The following is a 23,883-nucleotide window of genomic DNA, read 5'->3' as shown; positions in this document are numbered from 1 at the left end:
ACGATTCGGCGATGTCGTGACTGTAGAGCCGGAAAACCCGAGGTCAGGCGCTATCTGGCAATGTGACGGCGACTGGTGAGGAACGGTCATGGTCCGGTCACATTCGCCGGACGGAGCGGTCATGGGCCGCTGTGAGCCTCCTTTGTGTCCCCGCGACGGACCGGGGAGAAGGAGAGGCTCAGACTGTGTCAGCGCTGCTCGTGCCGCCCAGCCGCGTGTGCCAAGCACGGAACCGGGGCTTTGCCCTGCGCCCCATCACCGCGGAGACCTACCGCGCCTTCCTCGCGTCCCCCGACGGCGCCGCGCTCGGCGCCGGATTCCTGCAGTGCCCGTCCTGGGCCGACGTCAAGGAGGGCTGGCGCGCCCAACTCCTCGGCTGGGGACCGGATCCGGAGGCGGGCGCGCTGTCGGGCGTGGCCCTGGTGCTGCTACGGCAACTCCCCGGCACCCGCAAGTACTTCGCCTACCTCCCCGAAGGTCCCGTCGCCGACTGGAACGACCCCGACATCGACGGCTGGCTCGGCCCGCTCCTCGAACACCTGCGCCGCGCGGGCGCCTTCGCCGTGCGCATCGGCCCCTCACCCGCCTACCGGCGCTGGGACGCCGCCCTGCTCAAGCCGCTCACCGGACCGGGCCGGCGCCTGGGCGACGTCCTCGCCAGCGAGGTCGACCCGCTCGGCACCGCCGTCGCCGAGCGGCTGCGGGCCCGGGGCTGGCGCCGCTGCGGTGGTGACGGCACCGGAGGGGGCGGGGCCGGAGGAGGCGGGACCGGAGGGGACGGGGACGCCCAGCCCCGGCACGTCTTCCATGTGCCGCTCGCCGGACGCACCACGCAGGACCTGTGGTCCGGGCTCAACCAGGAATGGCGCCGCAATGTCCGCCGAGCCCAGAAGGAGGGCGTGGAGGTGGTGGTGGGCAGCGCGGCCGAACTCCCCGAGTTCTACCGGCTGCTGGGGATCACCGAGCGACGCGACGGCTTCCGGCTCGGCCGCTCGCTCGCCTACTACGAGCGTCAGTACGCGGCGCTCAACGCCGAGGAACCGGGCCGGATGAAGCTGTACCTCGCCCGGCACCAAGGAGAGATCCTCGCCGCCCACACGATGATCACGGTGGGCCGCAGGGCCTGGTACCAGACCGGCGCCTCCGCTGACCACCGCCGCGAGGTCCGCCCCTCCAACGCCCTGCAGTGGCGGATGCTGCAGGACGCCCACGCTCTCGGCGCCGACGTCTACGACATGCGCGGGGTACCCTCCACACTCGATCCAGGCGAACGTGCGTACGGACTGCTGCGGTGGAAGCTCGGCACCGGGGGACAGGTCGTCGAGACGTTGGGGGAATGGGAGAAACCGTTGGGCGGCAGCGCCAACCACACGCTCTACCGCGCCTTCCAGGCGTACCTGAACCGCCGATGAAGCAGATGACGAAGGAGGCCTCTCCGGCCTCTCCGGCCTCCTCCGCGGCCCGCGGAACCGCCGTCATGGCCGCCGGATCCATCGTCGGACGGGCCACCGGTTTCGCCCGTTCCGCCGTGGTCGCGGCGGCGCTCGGCACCATCGGGCCGACCGCAGACGGCTACGCGGTCGGCAACGCCCTGCCCACCATCGTCTACATGCTGCTCCTCGGCGGGGCCCTGAACGCCGTCTTCGTGCCCGAGCTGGTCAAGGCCGCCAAGGAGCACGACGACGGGGGTGCCGCGTACACCGACCGGCTCGTCACCGTCTGCGTCGTCGCCCTGCTGGCGATCACCGCGACCGCGGTCTGGGCGGCCCCCGCGATCGTCGACGCGTACACCGACTACACCGGCGAACAGGCGGCCATGACCACCGCGTTCGCCCGCTACTGCCTGCCCCAGATCTTCTTCCTCGGGCTGTTCACGCTGCTCGGGCAAGTACTCAACGCGCGCGGCCGGTTCGGCGCGATGATGTGGGCGCCGGTCCTCAACAACCTCGTCGTCATGACCGTGTTCGGCCTGTATCTGGCGCTGGCCATGGGCGGCGGGGACACGCTCACCGCGACCGAGACCGCCGTGCTCGGCTGGGGCACGACCGCCGGTATCGCCGCCCAGGCCCTCGCCCTCGTCCCCGCGCTGCGCGCGGCCCGCTTCCGCTGGCGGCCCCGCTTCGACTGGCGCGGCAGCGGACTGACCCGCCCGCTGCGCGCGGCCGGCTGGCTGGTGCTGCTGGTCCTGGCCAACCAGGCCGCCTACTGGGTCACCACCCGGCTGGCCACCACCGCGGGCCTCGACGGCGGCCCCGGATACGGCGCGTACAACAACGCCTATGCCCTGTGGGTCGTACCGCACGGCATCATCACGGTCTCCGTGGTGACCGCGCTGCTGCCCCGGATGAGCGCGGCCGCGGCCGACGGGGACACCGCCGCCCTGCGGCGCGACGTCTCCCACGCCCTGCGGGTCTCCGCCGCCGCCGTCGTACCCGCCGCCTGCGCGCTGTCCGCCCTCGCCCAGCCGGTGATGGCCCTCGTCTTCGGCTACGGCAGGACCAGCGCCGCCGACACGGCCGCCATGGCCGGGATCCTGATGGCCTTCGCGCCGGGACTTGTCGCCCTGTCGGGCCAGTACGTCCTGTCCCGCACCTTCTACGCGCTCTCCGACACCCGTACGCCGTTCCTGCTCAACCTCGTGATCGTCGCCCTCAACGCGGGACTGTCCCTGGCCGCCGCGCACCTGCTGCCGGCGCGCTGGGCCGTGACCGGCATGGCGGCGGCGTACTCGCTGGCCCTGTGCGCGGGCTGGGCGGTGACCGCCCGGGTGCTCAGCCGTAGGCTCGCCGTCGCCCGCCCCCTGCGCTCGTCCGCCGCCGGCGCCCACGCACGACTGCTCCTCGCCGCCGTCCCCGCCACCGCGCTGGGCCATCTCGCGGTCCTGGGAACCGCACCGGCTGGGGCGGTGGTCTCCACGGGTGCCGGCGCGACCGCCGTCATCCTCACCTTCGCCCTGCTCGCCCGTCCGCTGCGGCTCGCCGAACTCGAAGCGCTGCTCTCCGGCGTCCGCCGGCGATGGACCCGGACCTGACCACCACCGAGGGAGAACCGCCGATGCCCCGCGTGCTCCTCATCGAGGACGACCCCGCCGTACGCGAGGGGGTCGAACTCGGTCTGCGCCGCCGCGGCCACGAGGTACGGGCGGCCGCGACCGGCGAGGCCGGCCTCGCCGCGATGGCCGAATTCCGCCCCGATCTGCTGCTGTTGGACCTGATGCTGCCCGGCATGAACGGCGTACAGGTCTGCCGCCGGGTCCGTGAGCGCAGCCAGCTGCCGATCATCATGCTCACCGCGCGCGGCGACGACTTCGACGTGGTCATCGGCCTGGAAGCCGGTGCCGACGACTACATCGTCAAGCCCGCCCGCACCGAGGTGATCGAGGCCCGGATCCGTGCCGTCCTGCGCCGCCTGGACGACGGCGGCCAGGGCCGGCAGGCCATCGAGGTCCACGGCGAACTCGCCATCGACCGGGTCGGACTGACCGTCGCCAAAGCCGGCCGGCCGCTCGCGCTCGCCCCCTCGGAGCTCAAGCTCCTGCTGCACCTCTCCGCCGCCCCTGAGCAGGTGTTCAGCAGACAGCAACTGCTGGAGCACGTCTGGGACCACAGCTACCACGCCGACGCCCGGCTGGTCGACGCCTGCGTCGCACGCCTGCGCGGCAAGATCGAGGACGAGGTCGGCAGCCCCCGCTACGTCCAGACACTGCGGGGCTTCGGCTACCGCTTCGGACCGCTGTGACCACCGGCCCTCGCCGGTCGCGGTTCAGGGCGTTCGGGCTGCGTACGCGGCTCATGCTCGCCTTCCTGCTGGTCGCCGCCGTCAGCGCCGGCACCACGGCCGCGCTGACCTACCGCGAGGCCCGCACCGCGCTGCTGGAGACCGCCCAGGACACGGCGGTCACGTCGTTCCGTGACCAGGTCCAGCAGACGGCCTTCGGGCTGCCCATGCAGGGAGGGGAGGACCTGGAGTCGGTCCTGCGTGACATCGCCCGCAAGGGCAAGCCGCACCCCTGGGTGGTGTTCGCCGAGTACGGCTCCGTCCGCGCCTCCTCGGGCGAGAACCCCGTCTCCACCGTCATCACCCCCGAACTGCGCCGCGCCGCGCGGGCCAACCCCCACGGCAGCTTCGAGCGGGTCGTCAAGGACGGCGTCCCCTACCTGACCATCGCCATGCCCATGGTCTTCAAGACAGGCCCCTACAGCGTGGTGCCCAGCGGGCTCGTCCTCTACGCCGTCATGCGGATGACCGACGAGCAGGTCAACGTCGACGCCCTCCTCATGGCCGCCCGCGACGGCGCCCTGCCCGGCCTCGCCGTCGCGCTGATCCCCGGCCTGATCGCGGCGCGCAGCGTGCTGCGCCCGGTGCGGGAACTGCGCCAGGCGGCCCGGAGCATGGGCAGCGGCCGACTCGACACCCGGATCCCGGTGCGCGGCAGCGACGAACTGGCGGATCTGGCACGCACCTTCAACGAGTCGGCCGCCCAACTGGAGAGGTCGGTGCGCGAACTGCGTGAGGCCGAGGCCCGAGCCCGCCGCTTCGCCTCCGACGTCTCGCACGAACTGCGCACCCCCCTCGCCGGAATGCTCGCCGTCACCGAGGTCCTCGACGAGGACGCGGACCACCTGGACGCCGACACCGCCCGCGCGGTCCGGCTGGTCAGCGCGGAGACCGGAAAGCTCGCCGTGCTCGTCGAGGACCTGATGGAGATCTCCCGCTTCGACGCCCGCGCGGCCGAGTTGAACGCCGACGAGGTCGACGTCGCCGAGGCCATCCGCAAGACCCTCCACAACCGGCACTGGAACGACGACCGCGTCCGCACCGACCTGCCCACCGGCATCCGCGCCCGTCTCGACCCCCGCCGCTTCGACGTCGTGATCGCCAACCTCGTCGGCAACGCCCTGCGCCACGGCGGCGCGCCGGTGACGGTACGCCTGCGCACCGAGACCCGTTCCCCCTCCGCACCCACGCTGCTGATCACGGAGGTCGCGGACGACGGCCCCGGCATCCAGCCCGCCGTGCTCCCCCATGTCTTCGACCGCTTCTACAAGGCCGACGCGGCCCGCACCCGCTCGGCGGGCAGCGGCCTGGGCCTGGCGATCACCCTGGAGAACGTGAAGCTGCACGGCGGAACGATCCACGCGGGGAACCGGCCCGGGGGCGGTGCCGTCTTCACCGTCGAGATACCGCTCCACGCGGAGGAGGCCGGCGGATGAGGCGTGCGCGGACGCGTCGGCGCGCGGCGCCCGTCGCCGTTGCCCTCGCCTTCGCGGCGGCCGTACCGCTGCTGGGTGGCTGCGGCATCCAGGAGACCGACGTCATCGAGGCGGGCGGTCCCGCCAGCTTCCAGGCCTTCCTCGACCGCGACTACGACATGCTGCTCTTCTTCCGTTCCCCCGACGGAGGACTGAGCGCCGTGATCCGCACGACCGAGCCCCCGGCCGAGTTCGGCGACGCATACGCCCAGTCGGGCTCCGGAGACCAGAACTCCAGTGACCCGGCTGGCCCGGTGCCGACGGAGAAGGTCGTCCTGGCGTTGCTCGCCGGTCCGCGGAAGGAAGACCGAGCCGCCGGCCTGAGCACGTCCCTCCCCGCCGCCCGCCCCGGCGGAACCGTCGAGGTCGACCTCTCCCCGGACGGCAAGGTCACGACCCGCCTCCCGCTGGCCCTGGAGGGGTTGTCCAGCACGGCGCTGCGTCAGCTGACCTGCACGATCGCCTACAGCCAGGACGCCGACGGCCAGGTCACCGTGGAACTGACGGGACAGGACGGCGCATCGAGGTCCGGCACCTGCGGCCTCGCCCCCGGCAGTACCGGGAGCGCACCCGCGGAGCCCGCAGTCCGGGCAGGGACCACACCGACGGGCAAGAGCGGCGGCTGAGCCGGCGTTCCGAGCGGGCAACCGACCTCGCCCGCGGCCGCACCAAGTCCGGGAGCGACGTGGTCAGTTCGCCGGCTTGCCCGCCAGGTCGTCCAGCTCGGCGGCGAAGGGGGCCGCGCGGACCTCCGTGACTCAAGCCATTTCGGGTTGCCGTTCCGGCTGCCGCGCCGGCGTGTTCTTCGGTTCCCAGAGTTTGGTGGCTCGGACATAGCCGTAAACCACCGAGGCCATCGCCAGAATGAGAAGTGGTCCGAAAACCCGCGGATGTTCGGCCATCTCCATCGGCATATGGCGATAGGACACCAAGAGCGCGGCGAAGACCGATGTGCCGTAGGTGACCAGCTGAATTCCTGACCGGTCCCAGCCGCGTGCGTGCGAGCGCAGCGCCGCCTCGATCGTGAGCGCGAAGACCACGCCGGCGATGAGATCCACGCCGTAGTGGTAGCCGAAGCCGAGTGTCGCGGCGAGCGTGGCGATCAGCCAGAACGTGCCGGCGTAGCGCAGAAGCCGTGGGCCCTTGCGGGTATGGATGAAGATCGCGGTGGCCCACGCCGTGTGCAGGCTGGGCATGCAGTTGCGGGGGGTGATCGCGTCGTACGGCATCGGGTGCGGGGCGGTGAACGGCGGCGGTGTGTGGGGCCACAGGTTGGCCAGCGCCCAGTGCACGCCGCCGGTTCCGGAGGCGCCCGGGCCGTAGGCGAAGACCGGTCCGACCACCGGGAAGATCATGTAGAAGGCCGGTCCGATGAGGCCGATGACCAGAAAGGTGCGCACCAGGTGATGGCGCGGGAAGCGGCGTTCGGCCGCCACGTGGCGCAGCTGGTACAGCGCGACGACGACCGCGGCCACCGCGAGCTGGGCGTAGACGTAGTCGAGGACATGGGTGCCGACCGGGCCGATGGCCGCGAGGGTCCGGCCTGCCAGCCATGACGGGTCGCCCAGTGCGTGATCGGCGACGGCGAGGTACGGGTCGAGCACCGCCGGGCGCGTCTTCGATGTGATCAGCAGCCAGGTGTCGCCGATCTTGCGGCCGGCCACGAGCAGCAGGCCCAGCCCGACGCCCTTCAGCAGCAGGACACGTTCCTGGCCCGTGCGGCGCGTGACAGCGATGACCGCACACCCCAACATCACCCACAACGCGCCGCTGCCGAAGAAATGGCCGCCGGGTGGCTTGGCGTCGACCGCCCACCGTCCCAGTGCGAAGACGATGTCGATGCCGATCGCGACACCGGCCGCGACGAACCGTTGCCGCCAGGTGAGCACCACCATCATCAACGCCATACCGGCGTACAGCGGTCCTGGCTTGGGGGCATGTACCAGGTCTTTCACCTGACTGGTCATCGGCCCCGGTGCGCCGCCGCAGTAGTACCGTGCGGCGATCTCCATCGTGATGAGGAGGCCGAGTGTCGCCACGCCCGCCGTGGCCCACAGCATCGCCCGTGGTCGACGCCACGCGGCGCGCGTAATTATGTCCCTTATTCGCGAAAAGACCCGCGGTGGTATGGATATCAACTGCCTGGTGCCGATTTGTTGTTCATCTGACCAGGCCACTTTTCGCGCTGGGTGGCATGGTTTCTGGTGGAGGACGGAGAGGGAGACGGTGGTGGAAGGCCTTGGACGGCCATGGGCTCGAACATGCTATCGGATCGTCCAGGGTGGATCTCGCTGGTCACGCTCACCGAACTGAAGGATCCAGAGATAGCCAGAATTCAAACACCTCCGCGCCCGGACATGAGGATGCGTTGGTAACGCGATATTGGCGAGCTGATTTCCGGAGCCATTGCTCTCAGGTACGCCGGCCGAATTCCCCCATTCAGAGCCGAAGGCCGGTGGTCGGTGCGGCCCACGACCTCAGCCATCATTGATCACGGCCGTGACCGTGTCAGCCGGAAGGCGCGTAAAGAAACTTTTACCAACCTTGAGGCAACCAAGAGGCAATGAAGGGTTTCTGACGTCTCGCGTCCCCCGATCGATTGGAGACACGAGATGGGCCCTCATACAGCGAACGACCGCGGGCTGCTGCGGCCGACGGCCCCGGTCCGACGTCTGTCCCCCTGGGCTCCGGCCGCAGCACTCCTCCTGGCCGTGACGACCTCCTGCACGGGCTCCGCGTCGGGGAAGGATGCCGCCGCGGCCTGGAAGCCGGGCGCGGCCGGGGTCGGTGACCGGCTGTTTCCCGGACTCGGCAATGGCGGCTACGACGTGGCGCATTACGGACTGACCCTGGACTACGTGCCCGAGACCAACCGTCTGAAGGGCACGGCTGTCATCACGGCCCGCGCCACCCAGGACCTGAGCCGCTTCAACCTCGACCTGTCAGGGCTGCGGGTACGCCTGACCACGGTGCAGGGGGCGAAGGCCCAATACGCGCGCGAGAAGAACGAGTTGCTGGTGACACCGGCGAAGCCGCTCAAGGACGGCGACATCTTCAAGACAGTCGTCACCTACGACGGCACCCCCCGCACGATCGAGGACGACGACGGAAGCCTGGAAGGCTGGATCGAGACCGACGACGGCTCCACCGCCCTCGGGCAGCCGGCCGGTTCCATGACCTGGTTCCCGGGCAACCACCACCCCTCGGACAAGGCCACGTACGACATCACGGTCACCGTGCCCAAGGACGAGGACGGCGACCCTTACGACGTGGTCAGCAACGGCGAGCTGATCACGGAGGAGGACAAGGGCGAGACAGTGACCCGGCACTGGCGCACCGAAGAGCCCATGGCCGCCTACCTCGCGCACATCTCCGTCGGCTACTTCGAGGTCCACAAGGGCCGGACCGACGACGACCTGCCCGTCCACGTCGCCATTGACCCCGACGAGTCCGAAAACGCCGCAGACGTCAAGGACCTGGTCCCCGAGATCGTCGGCTGGGCGAGCGAACGCTTCGGTCCCTACCCCTTCTCCTCCACAGGCGCCGTGGTCGACCACCTGCCCGGGCTCGACTACGCCCTGGAGACCCAGACCAAGCCCTACTTCGATGAGGCACCGGACGAGACGCTGCTCGTCCACGAGCTGGCGCACCAGTGGTTCGGCAACTCCGTCACCCCGCGCGAGTGGAAGGACATGTGGCTCAGCGAGGGCATGGCCACCTACGCGGAGTGGCTCTGGGAGGAGGAGCGGGGCGGCGCGGGGGAGCAGGGCGGCAGGACCACCGACGAGATCTTCGAGGACTTCTACGACGGCACGGACCCCGAGAGCGAGGGCATCTGGTCCTTCCCTCCGGCCGACCCTCCCGGCGCGGCACGCGTCTCCGACCCGCCCGTCTACGGCCGCGGCGCCATGGTCGTGCACAAGGTGCGCAAGGCCGTCGGCGACAGAACCTTCTTCGACGTCCTCCGCACCTGGACCCGACAGCACCGCCACGGCAACGCCGACACCGAACAGTTCATCGCCCTGTGCGAGAGCAAGTCCGGGAAGGACCTGACGAACCTCTTCGACGCCTGGCTTTTCAACAAGGAGAAGCCGACTCGATCTTGAGGGGAGCCGCAGACTCAGGGTCGCCTGCGCCGAGTGGTGTGTCACCCTCGTCGCCCCCGGCTCCGGCCCCGGCCCCGGCCCCGTGCCGGGGCTGTTGGCGCTGGCGGAACAGTGCGAGGGCCCGGGCGGTGACGACCGACGTGGAAGCGAGGGCACCGGCCGCCGCGCAGACGACAAGGGCCGGCCAGGCGTAGGTGGCCTGCGCAAAGGTTCCGGAGCGGTTCATCAGCAGGCCCAGAAGCGAGGCGAGTTGGGTGAGGAGGAGGACCGGGAGCGCCTGGGGCAGCAAGCGCAGGGCCGTACGCCACCACGGTCGCCGTGCGGTGTGCCGCGCCCATCGACGCGCACGCAGGACGCCGCGGACGCCGAGACCCGCCGCCAGGAGGGTCAGCGCCGCCAGGACCCAGTCGGCCGTCATCGAGAAGGGCTTTGCCACCTCGGGGCTCTTGCCCCGTGCGAGGTCCACGAGGCCCAGCGTGATCTGGGCGGCGTCGTCTCCGGAGATCAGGCCGGTGTTGGTCACGACGGCGATGCCGACCTTGTCGTCGGGCAGCAGGGTGGCCGTGGAGTTGTGGGTCAGGAGCTGGCCGTTGTGCTGGATCTCCTCGGTTCCGTCGCCGTGCCGGTACCGCGCCCAGCCCATCGCGTAGTCCGTGTCGCCCGGCACCTTCGGTGGGGTGTGGGTGAGCCGGATGGTGCGCGCGGTGGCAATGCGGCGGCCGTCGGCCGACACGCCCTGGTTGTTCTGGGCGATCAGCCACTGGGAGAGGTCGTCCGCGGTGGTGACGACACCGTGGCCGCCGGCGGTGAACCAGCGGGGGTGCGCACGGGAGAACGTCGTGCCGTACGCGCGAACGTAGCCGCGGGCCTGGTCCGGCATCTCGGTGGTCGTGTCGACGGACGCGGTGTGTGTCATGTGCAGCGGGTCGAAGAGCTTGGCGGACAGGTAGTCGGCGAAGGGCTGACCGCTGACGACCTCCACCAGCCGCGCCGCGACGAAGTAGTTGGGGTTGTGGTAGCGATACCCGGTGCCCGGCGCGGTGGCCAGGTGCGCCTCGCGCATCGCGGCGACGGCCTCTTGGAGGGAGTGCGGCTGGGCTCGGGTCAGATCCGGGTAGGCGGAGTCGGCCATACCGGAGGTCTGGGTCAGGACCTGCCGGACGGTGATCTCCTGGGAGCGCCCGTCGGCCATCGTGAACTCGGGCAGATAGCGGCGCACAGGCTGGTCCAGGTCGACTTCGCCCGCCTCGACCAGTTGCATGACGGCGAGTGCGGTCATCGACTTTGACAGGGACGCCACGGGCAGGCGCGTCCGCTCCGTCATGGCCTGCCCGGCCGCGGTGTGCCCGTATCCCGCGGTGTGGACAACCCGGTCTCCCTTGGTCACGGCGACCACCGCGCCCGGCAGACGGGTCTGCTCCAGGTAGTCGCGTACGAATCGGTCGATCGAGGCCGGATCCAAGGTGGCGGTGGTGGTGGAGGCGGTGGAGGTGGACTGCGTGGCCGACGACGCCGGTACGGCGGTCGCCGCGATCGCGATCCCGAGCGCGGCCGCCACGGTGCCGAGCCGGCGACGCGTACCGGCATGAACGGTGAACAGCTTCATGTTCATGTTGATGTTCATGGAAGCCAGTGCACCGGTCCGACCCCCGTCGGCGCACTGGCGCACATGAGAGTCCAGGGGTAGTGCTTGCACTACTGCTTCAAGATCTCCGGCTCGCTAGGGTCGACAGATGCGACATCGGACCGCGTGGCAGGCGCTCGGCCAGAACCCGCTGAAGGTGCTGGGCTCAAGCTGGCCCTGGCGGTCCTTGGCGTACCTGCTGTCCGGTGTCGTCTTCGGTGCCGTCACCAGCGTCGTCCTCGTGATCGCGCTCGTCGCGGGAATCGTCTCGCTGGTGGTGTTGGTCGGGGCGCCGATCCTGCTCGGTGTGGCGGTGTCCGGCGTCGCCGTCACTCGCTTCGAGCGGTGGCGCCTGCGTCTGGTGGACCTGGACCCGGTGCCGGACCCGCACCAGGCTCCGGAACGCACGGGGCCCACCGGCTGGGTGCGGACCCGGCTGCGGGAGCCGGCGACCTGGCGTGAGCTGGGCTTCACGGCGGTGTCGGCGACCGCGTTGTGGTGGATGGACTTCCTCGTCCTCGCCTTCGCCCTGGTCGTCCCCGTGCTGGTGATCATGTCGCCGATCGACGATCCCGGCGCCTGGCCGCTGGCGATAGTCGGCCTCTGCCTGCTCGCTGCCGCCCCGTACACCATCACCGCCTGGGCCGGCGCGCGGGCCGCGGTCACGCGCCTCATGCTGGCGCCGCGCGACAGCGAACTGGGCCGGGAACTCACCGACGTACGGGCCTCCAGGGCGCGGCTGGTCGACGCCTTCGACGCGGAGCGGCGCCGGATCGAGCGGGACCTGCATGACGGGGCCCAGCAGCGGCTGGTCTCCCTCAATGTGCTGCTCGGCCTGGCCGCCCTCGACACGGAGCCGGACTCACCTCTGGCCGGTCAGCTCGCCAAGGCCCAGGAACAAGTCACGCTCGCCGTGGACGAGTTACGCGAACTCAGCCGCGGCGTCCATCCGAAGGCCCTCACCGACCATGGCCTGGCCGCGGCGGTCGAGAACCTCTCGGCCCGCTCCGCCCTGCCCGTCACGGTCGACATCCGTCTGCCGCGTCGTCTGCCGCTCTCCGTGGAGACCACGGCGTACTTCGTGATCGCCGAGGCCCTGACCAACGCCACCAAGCACAGCGAGGCGACCCGAACCGAGGTACATGCCCGCCTGCACACCGACGTCCTCGTGCTGTCCGTCAGGGACAACGGCGTCGGAGGCGCTTCCCCGGCGGCGGGCAGCGGGCTGACCGGCCTGGCCGACCGCGCCGCCGCCGCGGACGGCAGACTCCGTATCTCCAGCCCGCCGGGCGGGCCCACCCTGCTGCATGTGGAGCTGCCGTGCCGCTGACCGTCGTACTCGCCGAGGACTCCCCGCTGATGCGGGACGGCCTGGTCGGTGTGCTCACCCGCTTCGGCCACCACGTACTCGCCGCCGTCGGCGACGCGGACGCCCTGATCGGCGCGGTGCGGGCGCACGATCCCGACATCGTCGTCACCGACGTCCGCATGCCACCGGACAACACCGACGACGGCCTGCGCGCCGCCATCGCCCTGCGCCACGAGCACCCCACCCTGCCGGTCCTGGTGCTCAGCCAGTACATCGAGCAGTCCTACGCCGCCCACCTGCTCGAGCTGGGCAGCGACACCGGGGTCGGCTACCTCCTCAAGGACCGCGTCAGCGCCGTCGGGGAGTTCGTCGATGCGGTCACCCAGGTCGCCGCGGGCGCGACGGTCGTGGACCCCGAAGTGGTCCGCCAACTTCTCAACCGCCGCCGCGATCCCCTGCAACGCCTCACCCCACGAGAACGCGAGGTCCTCGCACTGATGGCCGAGGGACGCACCAACGCCGCCATCGCCCGCGAGCTGTACGTCACCGAAGCGGCGGTCAACAAGCACGTCAGCAACATCCTCCAGAAACTGGACCTGCGCCTCGACGGCCAGGTACACCGCCGGGTCCTCGCCGTCCTCACCTACCTCCGCGCGTGACCGGCGCCGAGCGGTCGGTCGCCCGTTGCAATGGGCACGGCGTCGCTCAGGAGAACAGCAGACGCCAGGTCAGCGGGCCGGGGTTGCCGTCGGCGTCACCGCGCAGTTCCTTTCGTGACTTCTGGAAGTCCCGCACGTTCAGCCGGTCCGCCTCGCCCCACGTCCTGCTCGGGCCGACCTTGTAGTGGTCGCCGAAGCCGCGCTTCACCAATTGCTTGCCGAGCTGCAGGACGTACGCGTTCGAGGCCCCGGCCGCGAAGTACTTGCGTCCCGGGAACGCGGGAACCTTCGGCTTGGCGGGTGTGGTCGTCTCCGGGGTGTCGTCGTCCACGTCCAGCTCGGCCTTCGCGTACTTGGTGATCCTGGCGAAGTCGATCGCGCCGGGGTCGCCATGGACGTTCTCCGGCACGTGCATGTGCCCGCAGACTCCCTTGAAGTCCGCCCACTGAGCGCCCGTCAGCCGCTGGCCGCCGCTCCCGTACGACGTGGGGTACGCGGGCCACGCCTTCGGGCCGGACAGCGGTACGCCGTGTTCCTCGTGCATCCAGGCGAGGAAGCGGGCGACGCCCTGCAGCGCCCAGTCGGGGGCGTCCGGCCAGTAGATGTGCGCCTGGTCCGCGGTCTTCCACTTCGCGTGGGTCTTCGGGTCGCAGGTGCCGACCAGCTCGACCTGGCACACGTTCATGGTGTTCGTCTCGACGCCGCCCCGCAGGTTGACCAGCGCCCTGGAGGAGGTCTCTATGTCGAAGTGCTGGTACCACTTCAGCTTCTTGGCGGCGAGGTCGGGGACCGCCGTCAGGTTCGGTGCGGAGGAGCCGCCGCCGTATCCGGGAAGGGTGCGGCCCTCCGTGGTGTGGAGGACGACGACATTGACCTGCATCGGGTCACCGCCGAAGTCGTCCTGGTACCAGTTCGCCCGGCTTGCGCCGGGGTATCTCTGTGGGCCCGTCTTGGTGCTCATCACAGACTCCTGGGTCGAGTGTGGGCTCGCTCGGTTCGGCGAGGTAGGGGTGGAGGTGGAAGAGGAGTTGGAGGTGGGGGAGAAGCGGGAATCAGTGCCCTTGTCCCAGGGCGGACGGGCGGCTCGGGGCGGGGGCCGCGGCCGGGGCCATGGGGCCTGCCGCGCGCAGATGCCGGGCCAGGCGCGCCGGGTCGGTATCGGTACGGCCCGTCAGCTCGCGGGCGAGCGCGGCGTGCCGGAGCTGTCGGGATGAGGGGGTTTGGGTGCTCAGCACGACGTCGCGGGGCAGTTCGGGCAGCCGGTAGCGGCCGGTGCCACCGGCGGCGGGGTCCGCGTCCCAGGCCAGGATCCGGGCGGTGACGGCGGCGTCGATCAGCGGCAGCAGTTCGTCCGGTGCCAGACCCTGGACGTCCGCGAGGAGACCGACGTCGAGCCATTCGCCGTCGGCGGCGGCGTAGGTGAGCATGGTCCGGGCCGCATCGGGCAGCTCGACCAGCCTCGCGTGGAGGATGTTGCGCACCGCGGCCGGTACCTGTGCCTGCGGCCCGGTGCGCCGGCCGGGTGGCAGCTTGAGCAGCTCGGCCAGGGCGAACGGGTGTCCCTCGGCACGCCGGTGCAGCGCCGCCGCCTCCTCCGGGCCGGCCTCCTCGCCGTGCGCCTTGAGCATCTCGGCCACGCCGTCGGCGGTCAGCGGCTCCAGGGTCAGCCAGCTCGCGCCGAGCAGGGCCAGGTCCGCGAGCAGCATGCTGGACACGGGGGCGTCGGGGTTGCGCAGGGTGCAGACGAAGACGACGGGGGCCTCCCGCACCACGCCGGCGAGCCGCCTGAGCAGGCGGTGGAAGCCCTGCGGTGCCTGGTCGAGGTCGTCGACGACACACAGCGTGGGTGCCTGCGTGAGCTCATGGACGACGGTGCCGAGCGGGTCCTTCTGCGCGACCTCGTCCTGAGCGGAGTCGGTGCCGTCCTGCCGCAGCGCGTCCAGGAGCTGGACGGTCGGGCAGGTCTGGAAGACCCCACGGTTCCCGCTGAGCGCCTGACCGCCCTTGGTGCGGGCGACGGTGAACCCGGCCGCCGCGGCCCGTACGGACAGCTCCTCCACCAGCCGGGTCTTGCCGTACCCCTGCTCCCCGTTGACCACGGCCCACTGGGGGCGACCCGCGGCCGCGGCCGACAGCAGGCCGACCAGTTGCGCGGTCTGCTCGTCGCGGCCCACGAAGGGGGTGGCGGCGGCAGGTCCTGGGTCCGGGTGCACACCCGCGGCGGTGAGGTCGGTGCCCGAGGGAAGGCCGGGGGAAAGGGGCGTACCGGACGAAGCCGTGGGAGGTGTGGTGGGAGGTGTGGGAGGCGTGCCGAGTACGCCGACATCGTGCCGCAGGATCGCGGTGTGCAGGTCCCTCAGCTGGGGGCTGGGATCCAGGCCGAGCTCCGTGGCCAGCATGTGGCGGAACCGCTCGTACTGCCGCAGCGCCTCGACCGGCCGCCCCGCCGCGTACAGCGCCCGCATCAGCAGCGCCCAGGACGTCTCACGCAGCGGTGCTTTGAGTACGAGGCCCTCGGCGACGCCGATCGCCGGTTCCGTCTCGCCCTGCTGGACGAGGATGGCGGTCTGCAGCTCCCGGGCGTCCTGCAGGGCGCCGTCGAGCCTGGTGCGCTCGCGTATCGCGAAGGCGTGCTCGGCGGCCTCGGCCAGCGCCTCACCCCGCCACAGCCCGAGCGCCGTGTCGATCTCCTGCCGGGCGGCGGGGAGTTGACGGCCGCGCAGCGCCTCGCGGGCCCTGGTCACGGACTCCTCGAAGAGTGTCGTGTCCCGTGCCTCGCGGGGCACCTTCAGGGCGTAGCCGGCCGGACCGCTGACCAGCAGGGCGGACCGGCCCTGCCGTACCGGATCGAGGACCGCGCGCAGTCGGCTGATGTGGGCGCGCACGGAGGAGGCGGCACCCGTCGGCCGGTCCGTCGGCCACAGGTCGCGGCAGAGGGTGTGCTGCGAGACGGGGCGGCCGTCCTCGATGAGCAGCCGAACGAGCACCAACCGGCGCTGGCGGGGGCCCAGATCGAGGGAGGTGCCGCCCTTGAGTACTTCGACGGGGCCGAGCACGCCGAACCGCATCGTGTGTCCATGACGTGAGTTCAACGGGCGGGCCACCTCCTGGGCGACATCAGGTTTTTGCACGCTACGCGATGGATGCGACGACGAGCTCGGGTAACGGTCACTTATTTTCGCAGTCAACCAATGGTTCGTTGCTCTGCTGTTGTCCCCGTGTTGTTCGCGACGCGCGCACAACGCGCGCAAGCCGTCACATCGTTTCGGCCGGGAGCTCCCCCGACTTGGACAGCCTGACCGGCAGCCGGCGGGGCGTCCTCACCCTGGTCGCGGCCGGCCTCACCAACGCGGAGATCGCCGAGCAACTCGGCATCACCGTGGGCACCGTGAAGTCCCACGTGAACGCGCTGCTCCGCAAACTCGGCCTGCGCGACCGCGTACAGGCGACGATCCTCGCGTACGACCTCGGCCTCGCCCGCCCGAACCCACCCGTCTACCTCGTGGTCCGTGTCGTCCTGCTCGTGTGGGCGCTCATGGCGACCGCGGGCGACAGTTCGGGCGAATCCATGGCGGGCGTCATCCCGCTCCTCGCCACCGCCCCCGCCGGCCTCGTGTACCTCGTGTTGCCGGACAATGACGTGATGTTCATCAGCGCCGTCGCCCTCGGCGCAGAGGTCAACGCGGAGATCATCGGCTGGTGCACCCGCGCACCGCGCCGCGGCGGTCGCCGGACTCGGCGTCCTGAGCCAGGGCATCAGGGCTTCCGCTCCTACGGCCGCCCTCGTCACGTCCGCCACACGCTGTCGACGCGCTCGGGCCCCTCAAGCCGGGCCGGTGTGGCCGGCCTGACCCGTGCCGGTGTCGAGCAGGATCTGCACGGCCTGCCTGGGGTTGTCGGCCCGCACCGCCTCGGCCATCGCGGCCCGCGCCGCCTCGGGCAGCGTGTCCGGTGGTACCACGAGCAGGGAGAAGTAGTCCTGGTCTCCTCGGGTCACGAGCGCGGTGTCGTCGCCCACGGAGAACGCGTCGATGTGCACGACACGGTCGTCGACGGTCATCCGAGTCGGCACGTCGTCCCACGCCGCGGAGTCCAGGCCGATCCGGGTGACCGGACCGAGGCGCTCGGTCAGTGCGGAGATCAGACCGGGCAGTTCGGCGGCGACGTGCCTCGAACGGGGCCACCAGGCGCCGTCGAGTATGCCTTGGCGGTCGTGGGTGGTGGTGAGCCGCAGAAGAGCCGTTCCGGGGCGCACCGACTCGTGCAAGCCGTCCGCCAGGAGCCCTTCGGAGTGCGGGGGAGGGGAGTCCGGCATCGCGCTCACCTGCCAGTTCGGGTGGGTCAGGTCGCCGACTGCCGGTACCGGCGGTGGTCGAGCGGCGGCCCGAGGAGAGCATCCTGCATCCTCGCTCTCCTTGCGCCCACACTACTCCCGCCGGTCTCGGGCGCGGTCCTCCAGAGCCGCGGTCATGAGTGCCTCGGCCGCCTCCGGGGTGGTGTCGGGCGGCACGACCAGCAGATCCCAGCGACCGTGGCCGGGGGCAAGCAGGACCACGGTGTGCTGCGCATTCGACGCGACGGTCCTGCGCAGCCGTACGACCTGGTCGCACACGAACATCCGGCCCGGCGCCGCAGACCAGACCGCTGAGTTCACCGTGACGCCGGCGATGTGCCCCCAGGCGCGCGGCAGCGCGGTCAGCAACTGGGGGAGCTCCGCGAGGAGATCGTAGGAGCGGGGCCACCACACGCCGTCGAGGCGGCGCGGCAGGGTGCTGTGGGGCGCGAGGCGCAGCCGGAGGAGGGGATGGGCGAGCGGTGCGGGCGGGACAGTGGTGATCATGAGTTTCCTTGGGTGGGCTTTACTGCGCGGGCGGTCCCGGGCCGGTCACGGCCGGGGCGTACGGCGGTCCGAGGTGGGCCGTGGTCCACGCTCCAGGTCGGCCTACAGCCGGCCGAGGTGTTCGAGGAGGTGGATCACGGCGGCCGGCGGGTCGGCCCGGCCGGGGGTGCTCGGCTGCTGGGACGCGGACGGCGGCACATGCGGTCGCCGACCTGCGGCGGGCGTCAGATGGGGCCGCGTCCCGATCGAGGGCGTGGAGGGCGGGCAGCGGAGGCGGTCATGATGCGGCACCTGTCCCGGGCGACGAGCCGCTCGGTGTCGTCGTGCGCCGGGAGCGAAACCGGTCCGGTCACCGGTATACGGGGGCCCTCGGTCCTTGCACCCTACCGGGCGCAGCGCGATGCGGGGGTCACGGACCGTAACAGTTGTGGAAGAAGGGAAGATCGCCTGAAGGGCGCCCCGTTGTACCGCCCTCGCCTTCCCACTGCTCCACCCGCTCCCGCTCGCACCGGGTGCCGTCCGCGTCGAGCCGATGCTGTTCGGCCGCGACGAGCGCGCTCGCGGTGAGGTGGAGCGCGGGGTCGGCCGCTGCGGTCATCAGCCGGGCGGCCGCGGCCGCCTCCGTCCCGGGCGGCACGACCAGCAGGTCCCAGCGGCCGACGCCGTAGGAGTAGAGCCGGATGGTGTACAGGTCGAACCCGGACGCGAACCACGCGGCCTTCACCGTGTGACCGGTGGTGGGCAGGTCGCAGGGCGCCACAGGCCAGGTGCCGCGGCGAGACGCGATACTCGTCACCCTCGCCCGCAGCGCGTCGAACGCCTCGGTGAGGATGGGCAGTTCGGTCATCAGGTCGTGGGAGCGGGGCCACCAGGCACCGCTCACGGGGCCAGGCGGGAAGGTCGGCGGGCGCAGGGTGAGCCGGGCGGGCAAGGACGGGGAGGAGGGTTCCTGTTCGGGGGTCGCACGTTCATCGGCGCGCGATTTCATGTCGCGGTCCTGTCCCCGGCCGCCGCGCGACGGACCGGTGCCGTGGTGCGCCAGGAACGACGCCAACGGGGCGCGGGCGTACGGAGAACTCCCGGTGTCCGCCACGCTACTCCGCCGCTGCGGTTCCCGGACCGCTCCACGGACGCCGCGTCCGGGACATGGCGGAAAGCGGGCCTCCCCCGGGGTTCCCACCCCCGGGGAAGCGGGCCTAGGCTGATGTCGTCCGGCCGTGTGCAGGAGTCCGCCGGAACGTACTTTGTTTCGGCAGCCCATGGGCCGCCTTCTCCCCGGCCTACCGGGCAAGGACCGATTCGCCGCCGCCGCAGGACAGTTGGCCGTGGCTCTCCTCGCCCTCCGGCAGTCGGCCTCGGTCACCTTCACCTCCCCTCGTCGCGAGATCTGCGCGGTGACATCCCGCCTGCCGTCGTGGGTCCGATGTGGGGCACCTGGCTCCCGAACGCGCGCCCAAGAAGGGGGAGCGGCCGCGAAGGGAGCCTCGGGCGGCCGTCGTCGGGGCCGATCGACCGGCGGCGGCCGTCGGAGCGTGCGGAGGGGGAGCGGGACGGTTCCCGCGCGGAGCCCCGTGGGCGTTCGGTTCCTCGGCCGAACGGCGATGGCAGCCGTACGACGTACCGCGGTGGCCGCCGGGTCGGCGCGGCTCGTCGGTGTGGGCGCGTTGTGCCTGGGAACGGCTGGAACGGCTGCTGGTGGGCCAGGACGATGCCGATGACGGCGCGCGGGAGGGGCGCGCGGTGTCGACCGTCGGGTGGAGCAGGGTGCCGCCTCCGTTGTCCGTCCGAGGGGCGGAGCGACGGGAGGAGACCTGTGAGCCCGGCGCGACCTGCTCCTCCGGGTACGTCCATCGTGCGTCCGCGCCCTGCGGAGCCGGACGCAGCCTGCGCGCCCGGGCGTAGGCTGAGGGCACCGAGGGCTCCTCGCGCGTCGGCTCACACACCGGTGCCGTTCTCGGCGAACGACGACGCCGGGCCGGCTCCGTCCGGACCCGGGGCAGGGCCCGCCCCCATGACTGTGAACGTGCCGGACCGGCCGACGACCGTGCACCCGGGGCCAGGCCCGGTCCCGGACGCGAGGCGTCCGGCGAGGCCCGCCCCGTCGAGGGGCCGGAAGGGCCCGTCGCCCCTGGAGGGCGAACGCCTCCGTCCGCTGACCCGCCGTCAGGTGGAGGACCGCATGCCGGAACTCGGGGACCTGTACGCGCAGACCTCCACCGGCGACCCGTGCGCGTGGAACCGTGCCCGCTCCGCCTTCCTGCGGCGGCTCGCCACCGACGTACGGCGACCGGGGTTCGCCCTGCTGATCGCGGAGACCACCGTCTCCTCGGGCGCCACGCTGCTGACGGGATGCGCCCACGGCTTCCCCGTGCGCGGCGGCGGGCCCTGGTGGCAGGGCCTCGACGGATACCTCCCCGAGGGCCTGCTCCGTGTCGCCGCGTCCGGGAGGCTCTTCGCGATCTCCGAGATACTCGTCGGGCGCAGCGTGCGCACACAGAACCAGAGCCGCGACTGGAACCTCGCCCGGCGCCTGCAGAGACGACTGCTGACCGACCACGCTGCCGCGCTCGGCGTCATGCTGGTGCACCGCGGCGACGTTCGGACGCTCGAGGCGCTGCGGTTCTGGGGATGGCAGTACGTCCTGGCGGACGTGGCGGACGCCCGGGGGACGCCCCTGTGCGCTCCTCCCTGCCGAGTACTGGTCCTGCGGTGACGAGGAGCTGACCAGGAGCCGAGAGGCAGATGACAAGTGAAAGTCCGATGGTGCCGGAACATAAATTTGGCCGGTGCCATTAAGACCTTTTTCCAATCGCTCTGCCGGCTTTTTTCGGGCAGTTTCTCTTTCCGCTTGTCGCTGATTATTTCCGGTGCTACGCTGGACTTAAATTGCAGTTGTGGTTGCCATTCTTCGGGATTCCCGGGCAGGTGATCATCGCGGCGATGAGGGGGCCCGCGAGGTGCGGGTCTCCAGCACTGCCTCAGGAGAATCAGCATGGCCAGCGGTACCGTTAAGTGGTTCAACGCGGAAAAGGGCTTCGGCTTCATCGAGCAGGAGGGTGGCGGACCGGACGTGTTCGCTCACTACTCGAACATCGCCACCTCCGGCTTCCGTGAGCTGCAGGAAGGCCAGAAGGTCACGTTCGACGTCGTGCAGGGCCAGAAGGGCCCGCAGGCGGAGAACATCGTTCCCGCCTGACACGCGCGACCGAACCCGTCTGAACGCGTCGGACACTCTTTCGTACGCGCATACGACGAAACAGACGAAACAGGGGCTCGCACCTTGGGTGCGGGCCCCTGTTCTGTTCCCGAAGACCCGTCTCGGCCTCACCTGCCACACCGCGCCCCCTATGCCCCCCTCCGGCGCCGGCCCGGCGCATGGCGGAAAGTCGCCGCGGAGTCGGGTTCGCCTCGGCTCGGTGTGCTTCGCTCACGGCGAGGGGGTACCCGCATGCCCGTGCGATGGCTGCCTTCGTCTTTCTCCGCCCCAGGACTCACCGCGTCGCGGCGCGGGCGGGTCACGCAAAGAGCTCTGTCGGCCGCTTCCTGGCTGACCAGTCCGCTGTCCCCGGACGACTACCTCGGTCTGCTCGACCCGCTGCTCTCCGCCCGGCATCCCGCGGGCCGTGTCGTCGCGGTCCGGGCCGAGGGGCCCGCCGCGGCCACGCTCGCGATCCGGCCGGGGCGGGGCTGGTCGGGGCACCGGGCCGGGCAGTATCTGCCGGTGGGGGTCGAGATCGACGGCGTACGGCACTGGCGTACGTACTCGATCACCTCACCACCCGACGCACCCGACCGCCTGGTCACCGTCACCGTCAAGGCGGATCCGCGAGGCCGCGTCTCCCCACACCTCGTGCACCGGACCGCGCCCGGAACAGTGCTGCGACTCGGCCCGGCCCAGGGAGAGTTCGTCCTGCCGGAGCCCCCGCCCGTCCGGATGCTGTTCGTGACGGCGGGCAGCGGCATCACCCCCGTCATGGGCATCCTGCGCACCCTCGGCCGCCGCAGTCCCGCCGCCTGTGACGTCGTACTCCTGCACAGCGCACCCGAGCCGGGCCAGTGCCTCTTCCGGGCCGAACTGGCCGACCTGGCGGCCCGGTCGCCGTGGCTGCGGCTCTCACTGACGTACACGGGTGCGGACGGCCGGCTCACCCCGGAGCGGATCGGGGCACTGTGCCCCGACTGGCGCCGACGGGACACCTGGGTGTGCGGCCCGGCGGGCCTGCTCGACGCGGCGGAACGGCACTGGAGCGCCGCCGGTCTGCGGCAGCGGCTCCGCGTGGAGCGCTTCCGGCTCACACCGGTGGCGCCGCCGCGCGCGGGCGTCACGGGCGGCCGGGTGCGGTTCGAACACACCGGAGTCGAGGCCGACGCGCCCGCGTCCGAGCCTTTGCTGGTGACCGGAGAGACGGCGGGCATGGCGATGCCGTACGGATGCCGCATGGGCGTCTGTCACAGCTGCCTCGTGCTGCTCGTCGACGGGCGGGTCCGCGATCTGCGGACCGGTGAAGTGCACGGTGAACCCGGCGAGTTGATCCAGACCTGCGTCAATGGCGCCGCGGGTCCGCTCGTCCTCGATGTCCAGGACCTCCCGAGGAGGATTCCGTGACCGCAAGTGCCCTGCCCAGCAAGCGTGTTGACCTCAACCGTGTCGACCTCAACCGTGTCGACCTCAACCGTGTCGACCCCCAGCGGGTCGACCCCACCGAAGAACTGGGGCGGGAACTCGACCGCATCCGCTCCGAAGTCATCGCGGCACGAGGCGCGAACGACGCCCGCTACATCCGCACCGTGATCGCCGTCCACCGCGGCCTGGAGGCCGGCGGCCGGCTCGCGCTCTCGGTCTCGCTCTTCCCGCCCGCCTGGTGCGCCGGCACCGCGATGCTGGCCGTCGCCAAGACGCTGGAGAACATGGAGCTGGGCCACAACATCCTGCACGGCCAGTGGGACTGGATGGGCGACCCGGCGATCCACTCGACCACCTGGGAGTGGGACTTCGCCACCCCCGCCGACGCCTGGAAGCGCACCCACAACCACCTGCACCACACCTACACCAACGTCGTCGGACGCGACCGCGACCTCGGCTACACCGTCCTGCGGATGAGCCCCGATCAGCCCTGGCACCCGGCGCATCTCCTCCAGCCCCTCTACACCGCGCTGCTCGCGCCCGTCTTCGAGTGGGGTATCGCCCTGTTCGACCTGGAGGCGGACGCGGTCGCCGACGGCCGCAAGAGCGTGCGGAGCTTCCTCGGCGACGTCGCCGGCCTGGCACGGAAGACGGTCCACCAGTTCACCAAGGACTACGTCCTCTTCCCGCTCCTCGCGGGCCCCTCCGCCGTACCCTGCCTTCTCGGCAACCTCACCGCGAACGCCCTGCGCAACGTCTGGGCCCACACCGTCATCTTCTGCGGCCACTTCCCCGGCGAGGTGCGGACCTTCACGGAGGACGAGATCGAGGGCGAGACCCGCGGGCAGTGGTACGAACGCCAGATCCAGGGTTCGGCGAACATCGACGGCGGCCTTCTCTTCCACGTCCTCTCCGGCAACCTCGGCCACCAGATCGAACACCATGCCTTCCCGGACCTGCCCAGCAACCGCTACGCAGAGGTCGCGCCCCGGGTGCGGGAGATCTGCGCCCGGTACGAACTGCCGTACGTCACCGGGCCTCTCCGGCGGCAGTACGCGTCGATGTGGGGGCGGGTACTGCGCCATGCACTGCCGTAGGCAGGCTGCGGCGGACTGACCGGGTACGTCACCCGGCCCCTCCTCCGTGCTGTCGTGTCCAGCGGCCCACCGCCCGACGGGTCGCGCAGCGGACCCGGGATGCTTCCGTCCGCGAAGGTCACCTCACTGAGGTCGACCATGAGAAAGAGGCGCCCGCATCCGGCGCGGGCGCCTTCCATTGCGTGTTCCAGGGGTGCCACGGTGGCCAGGACCAGCTCGCCGTGGGCGCGGACCATCCGGCATTCGTCGAACGGCGCGGGCGTGGACAAGGGCGACCGCACGACGAGCCTACTGCCGTGGGGTGACGAGGAGACCATTGTTGAGACGGCTCCCGCGTCCACGGCAGGCGATGCGCCGCCGGGAGTACGGTGG

19 protein-coding genes and 2 pseudogenes are annotated in these 23,883 nt (G+C 71.2%); 14 read left to right on the top strand and 7 right to left on the bottom strand.

Translation table 11 applies throughout. The annotated features are described in order from the left end of the window. The first annotated feature begins 185 nt into the window (after positions 1–185). From ABD932_RS21650 to ABD932_RS21630, 5 genes are read left to right on the top strand one after another with little or no spacing between them, the layout of a single operon-like run. On the top strand, positions 186–1,412 hold the full coding sequence (locus tag ABD932_RS21650; protein WP_345015173.1) for a lipid II:glycine glycyltransferase FemX: 1,227 nt from the start codon (positions 186–188) through the stop codon (positions 1,410–1,412). A gap of 5 nt (positions 1,413–1,417) precedes the next feature. After that, entirely contained in the window at positions 1,418–3,031 is a 1,614-nt protein-coding gene (gene murJ / locus ABD932_RS21645) for a murein biosynthesis integral membrane protein MurJ (protein ID WP_345015403.1), read from the top strand. A 23-nt stretch (positions 3,032–3,054) separates the two neighbouring features. After that, positions 3,055–3,738 (top strand): response regulator, encoded by a 684-nt coding sequence (locus ABD932_RS21640; RefSeq protein WP_345015172.1) that lies wholly within the window; start codon positions 3,055–3,057, stop codon positions 3,736–3,738. Between the two features lie 53 nt (positions 3,739–3,791). After that, entirely contained in the window at positions 3,792–5,213 is a 1,422-nt protein-coding gene (locus tag ABD932_RS21635; RefSeq protein ID WP_345015402.1) for an ATP-binding protein, read from the top strand. Then, complete coding sequence (locus ABD932_RS21630) at positions 5,210–5,878, top strand: hypothetical protein (RefSeq protein ID WP_345015171.1); 669 nt, start codon at positions 5,210–5,212, stop codon at positions 5,876–5,878. Before ABD932_RS21635 ends, ABD932_RS21630 begins: the two co-directional genes overlap by 4 nt. A 132-nt stretch (positions 5,879–6,010) precedes the next feature. Here the strand turns inward: ABD932_RS21630 and ABD932_RS21625 are convergent, their stop codons facing one another. Next, positions 6,011–7,312 carry a phosphatase PAP2 family protein gene (locus ABD932_RS21625; RefSeq protein ID WP_345015170.1) on the bottom strand — a complete coding sequence of 434 codons (1,302 nt, stop codon included), beginning with the start codon at positions 7,310–7,312 and terminating at the stop codon, positions 6,011–6,013. Positions 7,313–7,864: 552 nt separating this feature from the next. Here ABD932_RS21625 and ABD932_RS21620 point away from each other — a divergent pair. Next, entirely contained in the window at positions 7,865–9,358 is a 1,494-nt protein-coding gene (locus tag ABD932_RS21620; RefSeq protein ID WP_345015169.1) for a M1 family metallopeptidase, read from the top strand. Here the strand turns inward: ABD932_RS21620 and ABD932_RS21615 are convergent. After that, positions 9,330–10,982 carry a serine hydrolase domain-containing protein gene (locus ABD932_RS21615; protein WP_345015168.1) on the bottom strand — a complete coding sequence of 551 codons (1,653 nt, stop codon included), beginning with the start codon at positions 10,980–10,982 and terminating at the stop codon, positions 9,330–9,332. The genes ABD932_RS21620 and ABD932_RS21615 overlap by 29 nt on opposite strands. 109 nt (positions 10,983–11,091) lie before the next feature. Here ABD932_RS21615 and ABD932_RS21610 point away from each other — a divergent pair, with 109 nt between their 5' ends. Both ABD932_RS21610 and ABD932_RS21605 read left to right on the top strand, forming a co-directional pair. Further along, positions 11,092–12,312: a sensor histidine kinase gene (locus ABD932_RS21610; protein ID WP_345015167.1), complete on the top strand. Its 1,221-nt coding sequence runs from the start codon at positions 11,092–11,094 to the stop codon at positions 12,310–12,312. Next, a complete protein-coding gene (locus ABD932_RS21605; protein WP_345015166.1) occupies positions 12,303–12,950 on the top strand; it encodes a response regulator in 648 nt (215 codons plus the stop codon). Before ABD932_RS21610 ends, ABD932_RS21605 begins: the two co-directional genes overlap by 10 nt. Positions 12,951–12,996: 46 nt before the next feature. Here the strand turns inward: ABD932_RS21605 and ABD932_RS21600 are convergent, their stop codons facing one another. Both ABD932_RS21600 and ABD932_RS21595 read right to left on the bottom strand, forming a co-directional pair. Next, positions 12,997–13,911, bottom strand: a complete 915-nt coding sequence (locus ABD932_RS21600; RefSeq protein WP_345015165.1) for a peptidoglycan-binding protein — start codon at positions 13,909–13,911, stop codon at positions 12,997–12,999. A gap of 91 nt (positions 13,912–14,002) precedes the next feature. After that, a complete protein-coding gene (locus tag ABD932_RS21595; protein WP_345015164.1) occupies positions 14,003–16,018 on the bottom strand; it encodes an ATP-binding protein in 2,016 nt (671 codons plus the stop codon). Positions 16,019–16,218: 200 nt separating this feature from the next. On the opposite strand from ABD932_RS21595, the pseudogene ABD932_RS21590 reads away from it, so the two are divergent. Continuing rightward, positions 16,219–16,443 (top strand): annotated as a pseudogene (locus ABD932_RS21590) (response regulator transcription factor); the annotation flags it as partial. Between the two features lie 42 nt (positions 16,444–16,485). Beyond that, positions 16,486–16,617 (top strand): annotated as a pseudogene (locus ABD932_RS44020) (SCO4225 family membrane protein); the annotation flags it as partial. A gap of 156 nt (positions 16,618–16,773) precedes the next feature. On the opposite strand, the gene ABD932_RS21585 reads toward ABD932_RS44020, so the two are convergent. From ABD932_RS21585 to ABD932_RS21575, 3 genes are all read right to left on the bottom strand, one after another. Next, the gene (locus ABD932_RS21585) at positions 16,774–17,265 is read right to left on the bottom strand and encodes a DUF5994 family protein (protein WP_345015163.1); all 492 of its coding nucleotides are present in this window, start codon (positions 17,263–17,265) and stop codon (positions 16,774–16,776) included. Between the two features lie 111 nt (positions 17,266–17,376). Beyond that, positions 17,377–17,790, bottom strand: coding sequence for a DUF5994 family protein (locus tag ABD932_RS21580; RefSeq protein WP_345015162.1), 414 nt, complete (start codon positions 17,788–17,790; stop codon positions 17,377–17,379). Between the two features lie 409 nt (positions 17,791–18,199). Next, entirely contained in the window at positions 18,200–18,883 is a 684-nt protein-coding gene (locus ABD932_RS21575; protein WP_345015161.1) for a DUF5994 family protein, read from the bottom strand. A gap of 1,086 nt (positions 18,884–19,969) precedes the next feature. Here ABD932_RS21575 and ABD932_RS21570 point away from each other — a divergent pair. The 4 genes from ABD932_RS21570 (at position 19,970) to ABD932_RS21555 (ending at position 23,511) form a co-directional block, all read left to right on the top strand. Continuing rightward, the gene (locus ABD932_RS21570) at positions 19,970–20,503 is read left to right on the top strand and encodes a hypothetical protein (protein ID WP_345015159.1); all 534 of its coding nucleotides are present in this window, start codon (positions 19,970–19,972) and stop codon (positions 20,501–20,503) included. A 279-nt stretch (positions 20,504–20,782) separates the two neighbouring features. Then, complete coding sequence (locus tag ABD932_RS21565) at positions 20,783–20,986, top strand: cold-shock protein (protein WP_345015158.1); 204 nt, start codon at positions 20,783–20,785, stop codon at positions 20,984–20,986. A gap of 252 nt (positions 20,987–21,238) precedes the next feature. Beyond that, complete coding sequence (locus ABD932_RS21560) at positions 21,239–22,396, top strand: ferredoxin reductase (protein ID WP_345015157.1); 1,158 nt, start codon at positions 21,239–21,241, stop codon at positions 22,394–22,396. Between the two features lie 104 nt (positions 22,397–22,500). Next, positions 22,501–23,511 (top strand): fatty acid desaturase family protein, encoded by a 1,011-nt coding sequence (locus ABD932_RS21555; RefSeq protein ID WP_345015401.1) that lies wholly within the window; start codon positions 22,501–22,503, stop codon positions 23,509–23,511. Positions 23,512–23,883: the final 372 nt, after the last annotated feature.

It is taken from the genome of Streptomyces shaanxiensis (genome assembly GCF_039537145.1).
Classification (GTDB): domain Bacteria; phylum Actinomycetota; class Actinomycetes; order Streptomycetales; family Streptomycetaceae; genus Streptomyces; species Streptomyces shaanxiensis.
This window is presented reverse-complemented; position numbering and strand designations above follow the sequence as displayed.